14 protein-coding genes and 1 pseudogene are annotated in these 14,976 nt (G+C 72.1%); 6 read left to right on the top strand and 9 right to left on the bottom strand.

The features are described 5' to 3' along the window. Nucleotides 1-8: 8 nt before the first annotated feature. Entirely contained in the window at nt 9-368 is a 360-nt protein-coding gene (locus ORI94_RS23095) for an NADH-quinone oxidoreductase subunit A (protein WP_055570452.1), read from the bottom strand. Between the two features lie 1,096 nt (nt 369-1,464). Here ORI94_RS23095 and ORI94_RS23090 point away from each other — a divergent pair. Continuing rightward, nucleotides 1,465-2,346 (top strand): C40 family peptidase, encoded by an 882-nt coding sequence (locus tag ORI94_RS23090; protein WP_266078743.1) that lies wholly within the window; start codon nt 1,465-1,467, stop codon nt 2,344-2,346. Between the two features lie 449 nt (nt 2,347-2,795). Here the strand turns inward: ORI94_RS23090 and ORI94_RS23085 are convergent, their stop codons facing one another. Then, complete coding sequence (locus ORI94_RS23085) at nt 2,796-4,079, bottom strand: geranylgeranyl reductase family protein (RefSeq protein ID WP_266078741.1); 1,284 nt, start codon at nt 4,077-4,079, stop codon at nt 2,796-2,798. A gap of 98 nt (nt 4,080-4,177) precedes the next feature. Here ORI94_RS23085 and ORI94_RS23080 point away from each other — a divergent pair, with 98 nt between their 5' ends. Together ORI94_RS23080 and ORI94_RS23075 are read left to right on the top strand one after the other, a co-directional pair. After that, nucleotides 4,178-4,684: a GNAT family N-acetyltransferase gene (locus tag ORI94_RS23080; RefSeq protein ID WP_266078739.1), complete on the top strand. Its 507-nt coding sequence runs from the start codon at nt 4,178-4,180 to the stop codon at nt 4,682-4,684. A 129-nt stretch (nt 4,685-4,813) separates the two neighbouring features. Further along, on the top strand, nt 4,814-5,170 hold the full coding sequence (locus ORI94_RS23075; RefSeq protein ID WP_266078737.1) for a PASTA domain-containing protein: 357 nt from the start codon (nt 4,814-4,816) through the stop codon (nt 5,168-5,170). 70 nt (nt 5,171-5,240) lie between these two features. Here the strand turns inward: ORI94_RS23075 and ORI94_RS23070 are convergent, their stop codons facing one another. After that, nucleotides 5,241-5,936: a demethylmenaquinone methyltransferase gene (locus ORI94_RS23070; RefSeq protein WP_266078735.1), complete on the bottom strand. Its 696-nt coding sequence runs from the start codon at nt 5,934-5,936 to the stop codon at nt 5,241-5,243. Between the two features lie 174 nt (nt 5,937-6,110). On the opposite strand from ORI94_RS23070, the pseudogene ORI94_RS23065 reads away from it, so the two are divergent. Beyond that, a pseudogene (locus tag ORI94_RS23065) lies at nt 6,111-6,606 on the top strand (hydrolase); the annotation flags it as partial. A gap of 218 nt (nt 6,607-6,824) precedes the next feature. Here ORI94_RS23065 and ORI94_RS23060 read toward each other — a convergent pair. From ORI94_RS23060 to ORI94_RS23035, 6 genes are all read right to left on the bottom strand, one after another. Next, a complete protein-coding gene (locus ORI94_RS23060; RefSeq protein WP_266078733.1) occupies nt 6,825-7,286 on the bottom strand; it encodes an imidazolonepropionase-like domain-containing protein in 462 nt (153 codons plus the stop codon). Between the two features lie 7 nt (nt 7,287-7,293). After that, nucleotides 7,294-8,493, bottom strand: coding sequence for a cyclic dehypoxanthinyl futalosine synthase (mqnC, locus tag ORI94_RS23055; protein ID WP_266078731.1), 1,200 nt, complete (start codon nt 8,491-8,493; stop codon nt 7,294-7,296). A gap of 254 nt (nt 8,494-8,747) precedes the next feature. After that, on the bottom strand, nt 8,748-9,527 hold the full coding sequence (locus ORI94_RS23050; protein WP_266078729.1) for a prepilin peptidase: 780 nt from the start codon (nt 9,525-9,527) through the stop codon (nt 8,748-8,750). A gap of 7 nt (nt 9,528-9,534) precedes the next feature. Beyond that, nucleotides 9,535-12,543, bottom strand: a complete 3,009-nt coding sequence (locus ORI94_RS23045; RefSeq protein ID WP_266078727.1) for a BTAD domain-containing putative transcriptional regulator — start codon at nt 12,541-12,543, stop codon at nt 9,535-9,537. Nucleotides 12,544-12,779: 236 nt separating this feature from the next. After that, nucleotides 12,780-13,127, bottom strand: a complete 348-nt coding sequence (locus tag ORI94_RS23040; protein WP_266078724.1) for a hypothetical protein — start codon at nt 13,125-13,127, stop codon at nt 12,780-12,782. 10 nt (nt 13,128-13,137) lie between these two features. Then, entirely contained in the window at nt 13,138-13,554 is a 417-nt protein-coding gene (locus ORI94_RS23035) for an ATP-binding protein (RefSeq protein ID WP_266078722.1), read from the bottom strand. A gap of 249 nt (nt 13,555-13,803) precedes the next feature. Here ORI94_RS23035 and ORI94_RS23030 point away from each other — a divergent pair, with 249 nt between their 5' ends. Both ORI94_RS23030 and ORI94_RS23025 read left to right on the top strand, forming a co-directional pair. Next, a complete protein-coding gene (locus ORI94_RS23030; protein ID WP_323056081.1) occupies nt 13,804-14,622 on the top strand; it encodes a helix-turn-helix transcriptional regulator in 819 nt (272 codons plus the stop codon). A gap of 8 nt (nt 14,623-14,630) precedes the next feature. Then, nucleotides 14,631-14,822 (top strand): DUF397 domain-containing protein, encoded by a 192-nt coding sequence (locus tag ORI94_RS23025; RefSeq protein ID WP_266078718.1) that lies wholly within the window; start codon nt 14,631-14,633, stop codon nt 14,820-14,822. Nucleotides 14,823-14,976 lie beyond the last annotated feature (154 nt).

Here is a 14,976-nt window from a genome sequence, read left to right as displayed (position 1 = left end):
AAGGCCCCTCAGTCCCATTCCAGGCCGCCGCGGCGCCACACGTACGCGTAGGCGACGAAGACGGTGAGCACGAAGAGCAGCATCTCCACGAGCCCGAAAATCCCCAGGGCGTCGAAGCTGACGGCCCAGGGATAAAGGAAGACGATCTCGATGTCGAAGACGATGAAGAGCATCGCCGTCAGGTAGTACTTGATGGGGAAGCGCCCGCCGCCGGCCGGCGTGGGGGTCGGCTCGATACCGCACTCGTAGGCTTCGAGCCTGGCGCGGTTGTACCGCTTCGGACCGATCAGCGTGGCCATGACCACGGAGAAGATCGCAAAGCCTGCCCCGAGGGCTCCCAGTACGAGGATGGGCGCATACGCGTTCACCGCTCCTCGCTCCTCTCAGTCGGCACTGACTGCTGGCGAGCCGGGCTCACTTGCGCCCCACGCGTCCCGCGAACCACGCCCGCCCCGGCGAAGATCGAGAACATGTGAAGCAGGTCACAAGCCCAACCGCTCCGCATCCTATGCCCGCCGGTCTGTGATCTGCGACACGGCGTATTGTACAACCTTTGTGATCTCCACCACCTGACGAACGATCATGAAGCCGGAGGAGCGGTGATCTTCATACGCGAAGCGTCCACGCGGTCACCATAAGTGACATTCTGCCGCATCGACGCAGGCCAAGAGGGTGACCCCAGTATCAAGAGTGTTCCCCTGCATGCAAATTGGCGCTGGACGCGCTCGCTTGCTAGAGGACGCGTTCACACGTCGGAGGGGGCGCGGGGCGCGATGTGGACGTGTGCACGCGTTCACGAAGTCCGAGGGGCCCGGAGACCCGCGGCCCGCCGCGGGACCGGACCGCCGCGGGACCGGGCCGCCGGGTCGCACCCCCTCCCGACCGGCCGTCGACGGCACCCGCCCCGCCGCACCCCGGCCCTCCGCGTCCAGGACCCCCGCCCCGGGCACGGTCACCGCACCCCCGGGCCGGGCCTCGGGCCGGGTCCGGGACCCACCCGGGTCCACGCGGTGCCCGCTCCGACATCCCTCCCCCGCCCGGCCCCCGGGAGCCGCCCCGGGAGCCCGCCACCCGGGAACAGCACGGAACGCGGTGCGGACACGGCGTGGACCCGACCCGGCCCGGACCTGACGCAACGCCCGCCGCGGACCGGCCGCGATCCCGGGACGGGCCGCCCGCAATCCGTCCGCAACCCGTCCGGAGCTCGCACACCGGACGCGATGAGAGGGGTGACCGTTCCGTGACCTGCGCCACACCCGCAGGGAGGGCGCAGAAAGAGGGCTTGGCCAATCGTTTCAACCGATGGTAGGCGTGGGGCAATTCGGACGTAAGGATGAAAGACCGTGATCAGGGGCCCATTACGCCGCGCCCGCAATGTCCGTTACGGCGTCAATAAAGAGCGACACGCCCGGCATTCGGCGTCACGATTGAACAACTGTGGCGCAGCACACGTTTCTTGTGGATATGAAGGAGCCCCTGGTACCGGTTGTTCCCATGTCCCACACCGCTCACATACGAAGCCACCGGAAACCCCGCCGCAGCGCCCAGACCACGATGGCGATGCGGGCCGGAGTTGCCGGTGGCGTCCTCGGCACTCTGGCAGTGGCCGGGGCGTCGGCCTCGGCGGTCGCCGCCGAGCCGGTGACCCAGACCCTCGAACTGCCCGCCCTGACGGCCGACCTGTCCACTCAGGTCGCCCAGTCCGCGGAGGCCACCCAGCAGGCCGCCGCGAACTACCAGCTGCAGGCCGAGCGTGACGCCGCCGCGGCCAAGGCCGCCAAGGAGGCGAAGGCCGACCTCGCCGAGGCCAAGGAGAAGGCCGAGGCGAAGAAGAAGGCGGCCGAGGAGGCCCGCAAGGCCGCCGCCGAGCGGGCCACGCGCGACGCCGAGCGCGCCACGCTCACCGCCGACTCGGGCACCACGACCGCGGCGGCCACCACGGCCACCACGGCCACCGCCTCCGCCGCGGCCACCGCCTCCGCGCCGGCCGGCGGCAGCGTCGCCACGGTGGTCTCCTTCCTCAAGGCGCAGGTGGGCGACGCCTACGTCATGGGTGCCACGGGCCCCAACGCCTGGGACTGCTCCAGCCTGGTGCAGGCCGCGTTCCGCCAGGTCGGCGTCGACCTCCCGCGCGTCTCGCAGGACCAGTCGACGGTCGGCACCGACGTCTCGCTGTCCAACCTCCAGGTCGGCGACATCCTGTACTGGGGCGGCAAGGGCTCCGCCTACCACACGGGTGTCTACATCGGTGACGGCCAGTACCTGGACGCCGCCAACCCGTCCAAGGGCGTCGTCATCCAGGACCTTTCCGGCTACCCCGCGTCGGGCGCGGTGCGCGTGCTCTGACCCGGGCCGCCCGCACGGACCGGAGGGCCGCTGCCGCTCGGGGGCAGCGGTCCTCCGTCGTTCACGTCCGGGCGCTTCGGGGGTGCTTCAGGCACACCGGCCGCTCCGCCCGGGAGCCCGTCCTCGCCGCACCGAAACCACCCGATCGCCCGAATTGTCCTCCGCGCGGGGCGCGCTGAGGGGCCGCCATGCCCGCGCGAAGCGCCGTGCGGCCTTGCGGCGACCTCCTGCGGCGCCCCGTGCAGACGCCGGACGGCCCGGGCCAGCCCCTCGGACTCCGGCCGCCCACAGTGCCGCTCAGGGCCTCGCACCTCGGGCGGTGGCACCGGCGGTCCGCCGCGTGCCGTTCGCACCGGTTCCGGTGGAGCCGGGTGCGCAGCCGGAGCCGTCGAGCACGATCCGGGCGGAGCCGTTCGCGGGGGCCGGTCACACCGGCCCCGCGGCGGGGGTCACGCCTTCGGCGCCACCTTGCTCAGGCCGTTGATGATGCGGTCCATCGCGTCGCCGCCCGTGGGGTCCGTCAGGTTGGCGAGCAGCTTCAGGGTGAACCTCATCAGCATCGGGTGGGTCAGGCCGCGCTGGGCGGCGATCTGCATGACCTTCGGGTTGCCGATGAGCTTCACGAACGCGCGGCCGAGCGTGTAGTAGCCGCCGTAGGTGTCCTTCAGGACGCGCGGGTAGCGCTGGAGGGCGATCTCCCGCTGGGCCGGCGTCGCCCGCGCGTGGGCCTGGACGACGACCTCGGCGGCGGTCTGCCCGGACTCCATGGCGTACGCGATGCCCTCGCCGTTGAACGGGTTCACCAGACCGCCCGCGTCACCGACGAGCAGCAGCCCGCGCGTGTAGTGCGGCTGGCGGTTGAAGGCCATGGGGAGCGCGGCGCCGCGGATCGGGCCGGTCATGTTGTCCGGGGTGTAGCCCCACTCCTCGGGCATCGACGCGCACCAGGCCTTCAGGACCTCGCGCCAGTCCAGTTCCTTGAAGGAGTCGGAGGTGTTGAGCACGCCGAGGCCGACGTTGCTCGTCCCGTCGCCCATGCCGAAGATCCAGCCGTAGCCGGGCAGCAGCCGGTCCTGCGGGCCGCGGCGGTCCCACAGCTCGAGCCAGGACTCCAGGTAGTCGTCGTCGTGGCGCGGCGAGGTGAAGTACGTACGGACCGCGACGCCCATCGGACGGTCCTCGCGGCGGTGCAGGCCCATGGCCAGGGACAGCCGCGTGGAGTTGCCGTCGGCGGCCACCACCAGCGGGGCGTGGAAGGTGACGTCCCGCTTCTCCTCGCCGAGCCTGGCCTTCACGCCGGTGATGCGGCCGGTGCGGTCGTCGATGATCGGCGCGCCCACGTTGCAGCGTTCGTACAGGCGCGCGCCGGCCTTCTGGGCCTGCCGGGCGAGCTGTTCGTCGAAGTCGTCGCGCTTGCGGACCAGGCCGTAGTCGGGGAAGGAGGCGAGATCGGGCCAGTCGAGCTGGAGGCGGACCCCGCCGCCGATGATGCGCAGGCCCTTGTTGCGCAGCCAGCCCGCCTCCTCGGAGATGTCGATGCCCATCGACACCAGCTGCTTGGTGGCGCGCGGGGTGAGCCCGTCGCCGCAGACCTTCTCCCGCGGGAACGCGGTCTTCTCCAGCAGGAGCACGTCGAGACCGGACCTCGCCAGGTGGTACGCGGTCGCGGAGCCGGCCGGCCCCGCGCCCACGACGATCACATCAGCGGTGTTGTCGGAGAGCGGCTCGGTCACGGCGGGTTCTCCCCAAGTTCGAAATCTGCGTGCCGGCGGGCACTGGACACGGGCAGTCTATGCAGCGGAACCGATCACCCTGCCGAAGGGCCGTCCCGATGAATCCAGCCCCGCCCGCCGTACGGCTCCGTGTGCCCACCCACGAGGACGCCTTCACCTGGCACCGGATCTTCGCCGATCCGGACGTGATGGAGTTCCACGGCGGCAGGGCCGCGGAGTTGTCGGTCTACGAGGAGCTCACCGCCCGCCAGCGGCGGCACGACGCCGAACTCGGCTTCTGCCTGTGGACCGTGGTCGACGGGGCGGACCGCGTCATCGGCTTCACGGGCGCCCAGCCCTGGGAACGAGACTGGGGTCCGACCGGCGAAATCGAGATCGGCTGGCGCCTCGGCCGGGAGCACTGGGGCAAGGGGTACGCCACCGCTGCCGCACGCCGGACGCTGGAGCGCGTGCGCGCCACCGGCGTGCGCGACGTGGTCGCGATGGTCGACGCCCGCAACACCCGCTCGGCGGCGGTCACCCGGCGGCTCGGGATGCGCCTCGCCGGGACGTTCACGATCCCGGCCTCGCACCGGGAGGGCCACTGCTACCGGTTGACCTTCTGAAAGCGGAAGCAGAGTCCATCACTTCACTCACTCATGGTGACCGATTGTCACAGATAGCCACGGAATGCTTCCTTCCGGTGCGTGGCCGTGCCTACGCTGCCGGCATCGCTGGGGGTGACGTCCGTGCGTATGCGACCCAGAACACCCGAGGTGCGCGTTCCTCGACTGGTCGGCCTGATGGCCGTGGACGCGCGCGAGTCGGCTCGTGCGCGTGGCCTGTCCCTCGAGGCGCCGGACCGGCCGGACTTCCACCTGGCCGTCGTCGAGTACGTCGTGCGCCAGTATCCGCAGCCCGGCACCGAGGTGCCGCGGGACTCCGCGGTGCACGTGTGGCTCGACTTCGGGGAGGGGGAGGGCGGAGGAGGGGTGCGTGAGCCGCGCGGACCGGCCCCTCCCGGCGGCGGCCTCCGGCGGGAACTGGACGAACCCGGGGCCCCGTGCACGGCCGCGCCCCGTACGGCGACGGCGCTCCTCGGACCGCCCTGACCCCGCCCGCGCGCCCCGGGCGGTCCCGCGCGCGGCTCGCCACCGCGGCTCGCCCCCTGCGCGGCCCGTCTCAGCCCGCCTTGTGGCCCCGGTGCAGGGCGACCACGCCGCCCGTGAGGTTGCGCCAGGCCACCTTCGTCCAGCCGGCGCCCTGGAGCCGCTCGGCCAGGGCGGGCTGGTCGGGCCATTCCCGGATGGACTCGGCGAGGTAGACGTACGCGTCGGGGTTCGACGAGACCGACCGGGCGACCGGCGGCAGCGCCCGCATCAGGTACTCGGTGTACACGGTGCGGAACGGCGCCCAGGTGGGCTGCGAGAACTCGCAGATGACGAGGCGTCCGCCGGGCCGGGTCACCCGGTGCATCTCGCGCAGCGCGGCGTCCGTGTCCTGGACGTTGCGCAGCCCGAAGGAGATGGTGACGGCGTCGAAGACGCCGTCCTTGAAGGGCAGTCGGGTCGCGTCGCCGGCGGTGCAGGGCAGCCAGTTCCGGCGCTGCTTGCCGACCTGGAGCATGCCGAGGGAGAAGTCGCAGGGGACGACGTAGGCACCGGCCTGCGCGAAGGGCAGCGAGGACGTCGCCGTACCGGCCGCCAGGTCCAGGACCTTCTCGGCGGGGCGCGCGCCGACCGCCTTGGCCACCTCCTTGCGCCAGATCCGGTCCTGGCCGAGCGACAGCACGTCGTTGGTCAGGTCGTACCGTGCCGCCACGTTGTCGAACATCGAGGCGACTTCGTGCGGCTGCTTGTCCAGGGATGCGCGGGTCACGGACCCATTCTTGCAGTCCGTTCCCGGGGCGGGGGCCCCGGCTTCCCGCCCGCGTCCCGAGGCACCCCTGCTCCGTGCACCCGCCGACGCGCACCGTCCACCCGTCCCCGGCGGCGAGCTCCGCCGACGCGTCGCCGCCCACCCGTCCCCGCCGACGGGGCCCGTCAGCCCGTCCTGCTGCAGGAGGAGCGTACGGAGCTGGACGTCTCCTTCACCGTCCCGGTGATGCCCTCGGGCCTCGACGAGGACGTCCTGGACCTGTCGGCCTCCGCCAACCACCAGGGCGTACGGGTCCGCACCGTCAACCTCATGACGATGAACTACGGGGAGTCGTACGACGGTGACACGGGCGACTACGCCGTCACCTCGGCCGAGGCCGCGAACGCCCAGTTCACGGAGGTCTTCGGCTTGTCGGGCAGCGCTGCCTGGCGGGGCATGGCGCTCACCTCGATGATCGGCGTCGACGACGTCGGGGGCGAGACGTTCACCCTGGCGGACGCGGCACAGGTGCGCGCCTTCGCGGAGGAGAAGGGCATCGCCCGGGTGTCGATGTGGTCGTCCTTCCGGGACCGGCAGTGCGCGGAGGGCTCCGGCGCGGAGGATGCCGCGACCGACTGCAGCGGGGGTGGAGCAGGAGGCGGGTGCCTTCGGGAGGGCCTTCGCGGGCTGACCGGCACCGGGTCGGTCTGCGCCGGTCGGACGGCACCGGGCCTGCCGACACCGGCCCGTCGACGTGACCGGACACCACCGGGCCTGCCCGCACCGAGCCGGTCGACACCAAGCCGATCCGCACCGAACGGTCACCACCGGACCCGTCGACGTGACCGGTCAGCACCGGGCCGGACAACACCGGGCCGGACAACACCGGGCCGGTCAGCACCGGGCCGGTCAGCGTCGGCGGTGCACCAGGCGTCCCGCGCACACGGTCGCGACGCAGGCACCGGTGCCGTCGAAGACCGCCAGGTCCGCGCGGCCGCCGACGACGAGCGCCTCGGGACACAAGGACGTCAGGACGACGACGTCGTTGCGTCCGGCCGCGGCGCGCAGTCCGGGTGCGTCGGCGTGCTCCGCCAGTACCGCCACCGCGCCGCGCTTGAGCACCTCGTGGACGCGTTCACGCGGGCTCGGCGCCTCCGGGAGCGGCCCCCGGTGGATCCGCCCGGGCCCCAGCGTCCCCGGCCAGCGCCGGACCCGGGCGCCCGGGAACCGGCCCTCCACCTCAGCCGGCGGCCCGACGGCGACGATCCGGCCGCCGTCGACGGCGACGGCACCGCCCGTCAGCGGTTCGGCGGCGTCCGCAGGGGTGTCCCAGGTGAGGCGCACCACCTCCGCCGTGTGAATCGTCAGCACGGGCGGGTCAGTTGGAGGCGAGGAGCTTCAGCTCCGGGTGGGCCGTGCCGCCCTCGATCGCCGTGGAGGAGATGTGGGAGGCCACGCGGTCGTCGACGGGGTCGTCCGCCGGGTCGTCGTGCACGACGAGGTGTTCGTAGGTGGTGGACCGCTGGGCGGGCACCCGTCCGGCCCGGCGGATGAGGTCGATGATCTCCATGCGGTTGGAGCGGTGCTTGGCGCCGGCGGAGGAGACGACGTTCTCCTCCAGCATGATCGAGCCGAGGTCGTCCGCGCCGTAGTGCATGGAGAGCTGGCCGATCTCCTTGCCGGTGGTCAGCCAGGAGCCCTGGATGTGGGCGACGTTGTCGAAGAACAGCCGGGCGATGGCGATCATCCGCAGGTACTCGAAGATCGTGGCCTGGGTGCGGCCCTTGAGATGGTTGTTCTCGGGCTGGTAGGTGTACGGGATGAAGGCGCGGAAGCCGCCCGTACGGTCCTGCACGTCCCGGATCATGCGCAGGTGCTCGATGCGCTCGGCGTTGGTCTCGCCGGTGCCCATCAGCATGGTGGACGTCGACTCGACGCCCAGCCCGTGCGCGATCTCCATGATCTCCAGCCAGCGCTCGCCGGACTCCTTCAGCGGCGCGATGGCCTTGCGCGGCCGCTCGGGCAGCAGTTCGGCACCGGCCCCGGCGAAGGAGTCGAGCCCGGCCGCGTGGATCCGGGTGACGGCCTCCTCGACCGACACCTTCGAGATCCGGGCCATGTGCTCGACCTCGCTCGCCCCCAGGCTGTGGATGACGAGCTGCGGGAACTCCTTCTTGATGGCGGCGAAGTGCTTCTCGTAGTACTCGACGCCGTAGTCCGGGTGGTGGCCGCCCTGGAACATGATCTGCGTACCGCCGAGCTCGACGGTCTCGGCGCAGCGCCGCAGGATGTCGTCGAGGTCGCGGGTCCAGCCCTTGGCGGTGTCCTTCGGCGCGGCGTAGAAGGCGCAGAAGCGGCACGCGGTGACGCAGACGTTCGTGTAGTTGATGTTGCGCTCGATGATGTACGTCGCGATGTGCTCGGTCCCGGCGTACCGGCGTCGGCGGACGGCGTCGGCGGCGGCGCCCAGCGCGTGCAGCGGGGCGTCGCGGTAGAGGTCGAGCGCTTCTTCGGGGGTGATCCGCCCGCCGGCGGCAGCACGGTCGAGGATGGGCTGGAGGTCGGCCTTCTCGGTCACCGGGCGTCCCTTTCGTAAGGTTCGTAAGGGTTGTGGACGGGCTGAGCCAGCCTACGCCAGCGGCCCGGGGCGCCCGACGTCAGGCCGCATCGGCACCCGTCGGCCCCGCACGGCCCGTCGGCCGTCGGTCGCATCGGCCCCGCTCGGCTCGTCGGCCGTCGGTCGCATTGGCTCCGCACGGCTCGTCGGTCGCCGGCCGCATCGGCCGCATCGGCCGCGTCAACCGCACCGGCCTCCCCGCACCTGCCCAGGCGTCACGCCGTGTAAGCCCCGATCAGCAGCCCGACGAACGCGCCGGCGATCAGGAACGGTCCGAAGGGGATCGCCGTCCTGCGCCCCGCCCGCCGCGCGACGACGAGGGCGCCGCCGTACAGCGCCCCGAACAGGAACCCGGCGAAGGTGCCGAGCATCACGGTGGGCCAGCCGTACCAGCCGAGGACGGCCCCCGCGCCGAGGGCGAGTTTCACGTCGCCGAAGCCCATGCCGGCCGGGTTGATCAGGAACAGGGCGAAGTAGCCGGCGCCGAGGACGAGGGCGCCCAGCAGGGCGGTCGTCCAGGTGCCCGCGTGCTCGGGGAGCAGGGCGACGACGCCGAGCAGGGCGAGGGCGGCCGCGGCGAACGGGAGGGTGAGCGGGTCGGGCAGCCGCTGCACCCGGAAGTCGACGACCGCCAGCAGCACGCCGACGGGCGCGAGCAGCAGCCAGACGGCCAGCTCGGGCCGCGTCCCGGTGGCGGCGGCGAGGGCGGCGCACACGAGCGCGGCGGCGGCCGCGGGGGCGGCGGGCCCGGGACCGTACGGCGCCCCGGCGGCCCCTTCTCCCTCCCCGCCTGCGCGCGAGGCGCACGGTCCGCACCGCGCCCGGCCGAGCCACCCGCGCAGCGGATGCCCCTCGGGGCACCGGGCGCGCCACTCCTCGCCCGCCGGGACGGCGAACCGGTGCACCGCGCGGGGCAGCAGCGCGCCCGCCGCCGCGCCCCACAGCGCGGCGACCAGGACGACGGCCGCGACCGGCGGCACCGGCAGGTCGCTCACGCCCCGCTCACCCCGCCGCCGCTGCCGCGACCGTGTCGCGCCAGGCCGGCAGCAGTTCGTCGAGCAGCGCCTCGGTGCGCGGCGGCAGCCCGCGGGCGCCGCTGCGTCCGACGAGGTCGGTGGCGAGAGCGGTGAGCCGGGAGGGGTCGTCGAGGGCGTGGGTGGCGCGCAGCAGTTCGTTCCACAGCCGTTCGTCGGCCGGGGCGGTGCGCAGGGCCGCGTCGAGTGCCTCGATGGCCTTCTGGGCACGGCCCTTCTCCATGTGGAACTCGGAGAGGGCGAGTCCGGTGTCGGCGACGAGCAGCGGGAGCTGGGCGTCGACGATCTCGTGGGTGAGCCAGCGGTAGCGGCCCTCGGGCCGGTCGGCGAGCAGCGGGCCGCGCACCAGCACCAGGGCGTCGGTGAGCAGCCGCCCGCGGACGACGCGGCTGTCGACGCCCTTGCCCTGGGTCGCCTCGTGGTACAGCGACCGCAGCACGTCCAGGTCGGAGACGACGGACTGGGCGAGGGTGAGCCGCCCGGTGCGGTCGGTGCCGAGGCGCGGTGTGCCGTCGGCGTCGGTGCCGAGCCAGGCGCGCAGCCGGTCGAGGAGCGCCTCGCGCACGTCGTCGGTGACACCCCGCGGCCACAGCGCGGAGGACAGCACGCGCGGGTGCACGCCCTCGCGGTGCAGGAGCAGCAGGGCGAGCGCCTCGTGGAGCAGGGCGCTGCGCTCGTCGTCCGGGGTGTCGAGCCCGATGATCTCGTACGGCCCGACGAGGCGCGCGTACACGGCCGGCCGGCCCTGTTCGCTGATGTCGACGAGGAACGGCGGGGTGCTGACCGGTCCGTCGGGACCGCGGTCCGGGTCGGCCTCGACGAACAGTTCGACGACCGCGCGCTGTTGGGCGGCGGGCAGCAGCTGGGCGTCGAGTTCGAGGCCGAGCAGGGGTGCGAGCAGCTTGCCCTCGCCGGTGATCTCCATCTCCCAGGCAGCGCCCGGCAGTTCGCCGCTCCCGGTGCCGACGAGGTAGCCGATGCCGAGGCGGCTCGCGTCGGCGGCGAGTTCGGCGAGCCGGACGGCGTCCTCGGCGGACGGCTCGGCGGCGAGCAGGACGAGCTGCGGGGCCCAACGGGTGTGCCGGGCCGGGCCGGTGCGTCCGGTGAGGACGGAGTCGTGCCCGGCGGCGCCCAGCGCGCCGCGCCGCTGCCGGGTCTCCGCCTCCATGGTCTCGATGAGCGCCTCGACGCCGTCGAGGTGGCGGAGCCGGTTGGGGGCGAGCGGGGTCAGGTCCTCACCGAACCCGACGAGAGTGATGGTCATCCGGTCCGACCATCCGTTGGTCGCCAGCTCGGCGGCGACGGAGGCGAACACGGCGGCCCGGTCGGCCTCGCTGCCGCTCAGCGAGACGATGCCGGGGACGGACTCCAGGTTGAGCAGCAGCCGTGAGTCGTCCAGGGTGCCGAGGCTGACCAGACCGGGGTACGGGGCGGCGGTGTCGACGTCCTCGTACTGCCCGGCGTCGTCCTTGGCCAGCGTCCAGAACGTCTGGTCCTGCCCCGGCCGCCACGGCGCCGGGGGCCTGCCGGCCGGCTGGGCGAGCTGGAGGTGCAGGTCGCCGTCGCTGAGCCAGGCGGCGTAGACGGTCGGCAGGGCGCGCGACTCGGCGGCGAGGGAGGCGGCGAGCCCGCGCAGGGACCGGTCGAGCAGCCGTACGCCCTCGGGGTCGGCACCGACGAGCAGCGCGTCCTGGACGTCCTGGGCGTCGCCTTCCGGCGTGGGCGGCTCCATCCCGCGCCGCCCGCCGGCCCCCCCGAGCGCCGACTGCCACAGCGCCTGCCGACGCCGGTGCCCGAGGGCGCCGAGGAGGCCGGCGGCGAGGAGGGGGGCGGTGAGGAGGGCTTCGGGCAGGCCGAAGGAGGAGGTGTCCCGGGCGGGGCCGGCGTGCTGCGGGGCGGGGGCGGGCCGCTGGTGACCGGCGTGGTCGGCGGCGGGCGCGGGCCGGCGCTCGGGGGCGGGACGCTGTTCGGGTGCGGGACGCTGTTCGGGCACGGAGACATGGGCGGCGCCTCCGCCACTGCCCCGGGCGTGGTCCCCGGTCCTGGCGTAGTCGTGGATCTGCCGCTGCACGTCCGGCGAGACCTCGGGCGTCTCGTCCGGCATCTCGACGAGGTCGCCGCCGCGCGCGTCGCCGGGCATCTCCATGATCCAGCCGGGCCGGATGAGACTGGCCTCGGAGAGCCTGGAACCGTCGGGCTGGGTGCGGTCCTTGTTGAGCGCGAAGATCTCCTTGTACCGGCGTCCGTCCCCGAGGTGCCGCTCGGCTATCTCCCAGAGGGAGTCGTGGTGACGCCCCTCGGGAGGCTGGATCCGGTAGAACTTCGTGTCGTCCCGCCGGGCGGTGCTGCCACCCGCCTCGGCGTGCGCGGCGGCGTGGGACGCCTGCTCGGCGAGAGCGGCGGCGGCCCCGGCGGCCTGCTCCTGCTGCTGGGCGAAGAGCCCCGGCGTCTGCTGGGCGGTGGCGGCCGTGGCCTGCCGGCCGCCTTCGCCCCCCTGCCCCAGCTGCGAGAGCCCCGGCGTGAAACTGGCCGAGGCGGCACCGACGAGCAGCAGCGCGGCGACGAGTTGACGCGCGAGCAGCTGGCTGGGCCCGGCCCCGGGCACCCGCCCCGGCACCCCGACGCCGGAGAGCGCGGCCTTCATCTCGACGAGCACGCAGGCGGTGAACTGGGCCCAGGCGAGCCAGACGAAGAAGACCAGGATGTTCTGGAAGGTCTCGACGGAGACCTCCGTCCTCAGCCACTCCATGGGCTCGAACGTGCTCGGCAACGGCCGGCCCGCGACCACGGCGAGCGCGGCCGGCACCCCCACCACCAGCACGAGCAACGCCACGAAGGCGAAGAACGCCTTGACGAGGTCCCCGACGGTCCGCCGCCGTGTCCGCACGGGCTGAGGCGTCCGGTTCCGCGGAGCGGCGGAGCCTCCGCTGCGGTCTCCCGTCGCGCTGGACGAGCTTGGACTACGGCGTCGTGGCATGGCGGGTGTCCCGGTCGTGTGGTGGGGGAGGAGTCGGGGTGACGGCGTGGAGTGAGACGAGATCAGGTGCTGAAGGGCGTATGGAGCCTACAGAGATCCTATGGACTCGCACCGGCCCCGCAGAAGCCCGCCTCCGCACCCCCGCGTTCCCGTCACACCAGCCCGGTCGCCGCCCAGGCAAGCGCGTGTCGTCCCTGACGGCTTCCAGCTGACGGCCCAAGCACTCATCGGTGGAATCAGACCGCCTTCGCGGCGAACAAGGATCCCGGGTCGGTCACGTGCACGGCCCGGCTTACCCATGTCCTGAGCTGCTCGTCGGGACCGGAGCACGCCTTCCCCCTCGCACGAATGCCGTCCGTCACGTCAAGGGGACCCGCGTCCGCGAGAGTCAGGACCAGCTCGGCAGTTATCTCCAAGCAGGCCTGCGGGAAGGCGGGGTACCCGAAGAGAAGCGTCAGCGGACACCCGGCCTCGTCGTGACGTTCCACGTACCCAGCCACCGGCTCTGCATCGACTGCCGACACGTGATCGACCGGCATCATCAGCTCCTCCAGATCCGCTTCGCCTGGGGTCCTGGTCGACATGATCAACGCGTCACACCGCCGCAAGGTCACACCACACGTACTTGCCCCGGTTGCCGTCCCCGGCCAGCGGCTTCCAGCCCCAGAGGTCCGCGCAGGCCCTCACCAGGGCGATTCCTCGCCCTGCCTCCGCCCCGGCAAACGAAGCCGGCTCCCCCGGCGGCTCCGGGTCCGTGTCCCACGCTCCGATCCGCAGCACGCCGACCGACCAGCTCACCCTCAGTGCGGCAGGCCCCTTGGTGTGGCGTACGGCGTTGGAGACCAGCTCGGTCGCGAGCAGTTCGGCGGTGTCCACGAGGCGGATCAACCCGTGCATGGTGAGGATCAACCGGAGGGTGCGGCGGGAGACGGTGACGGCGCGCAGGTCGTTCGGGATGTAGAGGGTGTACTCCCAGGGGGTCGTCGAGTCGACGAGTTCGCCTTCTGGCATGAGTGAACTCCGATCAGAGTGGGAGAGGTTGGCCGGTGGCACCGCCGCTCCGACAGGGACTGACGAAGCGGTGCACTTCCGACATCAGGCGGTAGCGCACCGTGCGCGCCATGCGACCGACAGTATTTCCTAGTTTTAGGAAACTGCAAGCGGCTGCCGTATTCTTCCCCTCGAACGAGTTACTTGTGTCAGGCACTTGAGACCAGGAGGCGTCGGTTGCCGCCGAAGAGGCATCTCACGGCCCGCAGGGTGCGATTGGGCACTGAGCTGCGCAAACTGCGCGAGGCGATGGGCATGAAATCCAAAGAAGCCGCAGAGCTGCTCGGCGCCGACTCGGTCCAGATAAGCCAGATCGAGTCCGGTGTCGCGGGCGTGAGCGCCAAGCGTGTACGTCGACTTGCGGCGCACTACGCCTGCACGGACGAGGGGTTGATCGACGGACTCGTCACCATGGCGACCGACCGCACGCGTGGATGGTGGGAGGAGTATCGGGGAGTACTGCCCCCGGTGTTCCTGGACACCGCCGAAGTCGAGCACCATGCGACGGCCCTGCGCGAGATCGTGATCACGCACGTTCCTGGACTGCTCCAGACCGCCGACTACGCCCGTGCGGTGTACACGTACATGATGCCGGGCCTGCCCGAGAGCGAACTGGCTCCTCGCGTGGAACACCGGATGCGCCGGCGCGCCGCGATCGAGGGTGACAACTCGACGCCGTACGAGACGATCATCCACGAGTTCGCCCTTCGGGTCCGCGTAGCCGACCGTCAGGTGACCCAGGCCCAAATCCGTCAGATCCTGGCACAGATCGAGGACGGTCACGCGACCGTACGTGTCATCCCCACTCACCAGGACGGCTTCGCCGGCGCCGAGGCCTCGATGATGCACGCATGCGGTCCTGTGCCCCAACTGGACACCGTGCTGCGGGACTCTCCCACCGGGACTGCCTTCATCGATGCAAAACCTCAGTTGAACCAGCTTCGAACACTGTTCCGTAAAGTAGAGAAGGCGTCGCTGACCCCCACGGCGTCGCTGGACTTCATCTACCACTTGGCGAAGGAACTGTGAGGCGAGCCATGGCCGAGCCCCTGCGCTGGCGAAAGTCCTCGTTCTCCGGCGGCGGTGACGGCAACACCTGCGTGGAAATCGCCCCGTTGCGTACCCGAGTCGCGATACGCGACTCGAAGAACCCGTCCCGGGGCACGGTGACCATCCCGGTCGGCTCCTTCACCGCCCTCGTCCAGAGCCTCAAGACGACCACCGCCTGACAAGGCGCCGATTCCGCCCACCCCAACGTCCTGCTCCCCCATGCCCCCACGCAACAAGCAACGCGTGCGATAAGTTCATACGCACGTTCCAACGGTAGGCATTGCGTGTGTACGGGGGAGAACACGGTGTCGCACAGGCCGACGGACTGGCACG

This window comes from Streptomyces sp. NEAU-W12 (assembly GCF_026242095.1).
Taxonomy (GTDB): domain Bacteria; phylum Actinomycetota; class Actinomycetes; order Streptomycetales; family Streptomycetaceae; genus Streptomyces.
This window is presented reverse-complemented; position numbering and strand designations above follow the sequence as displayed.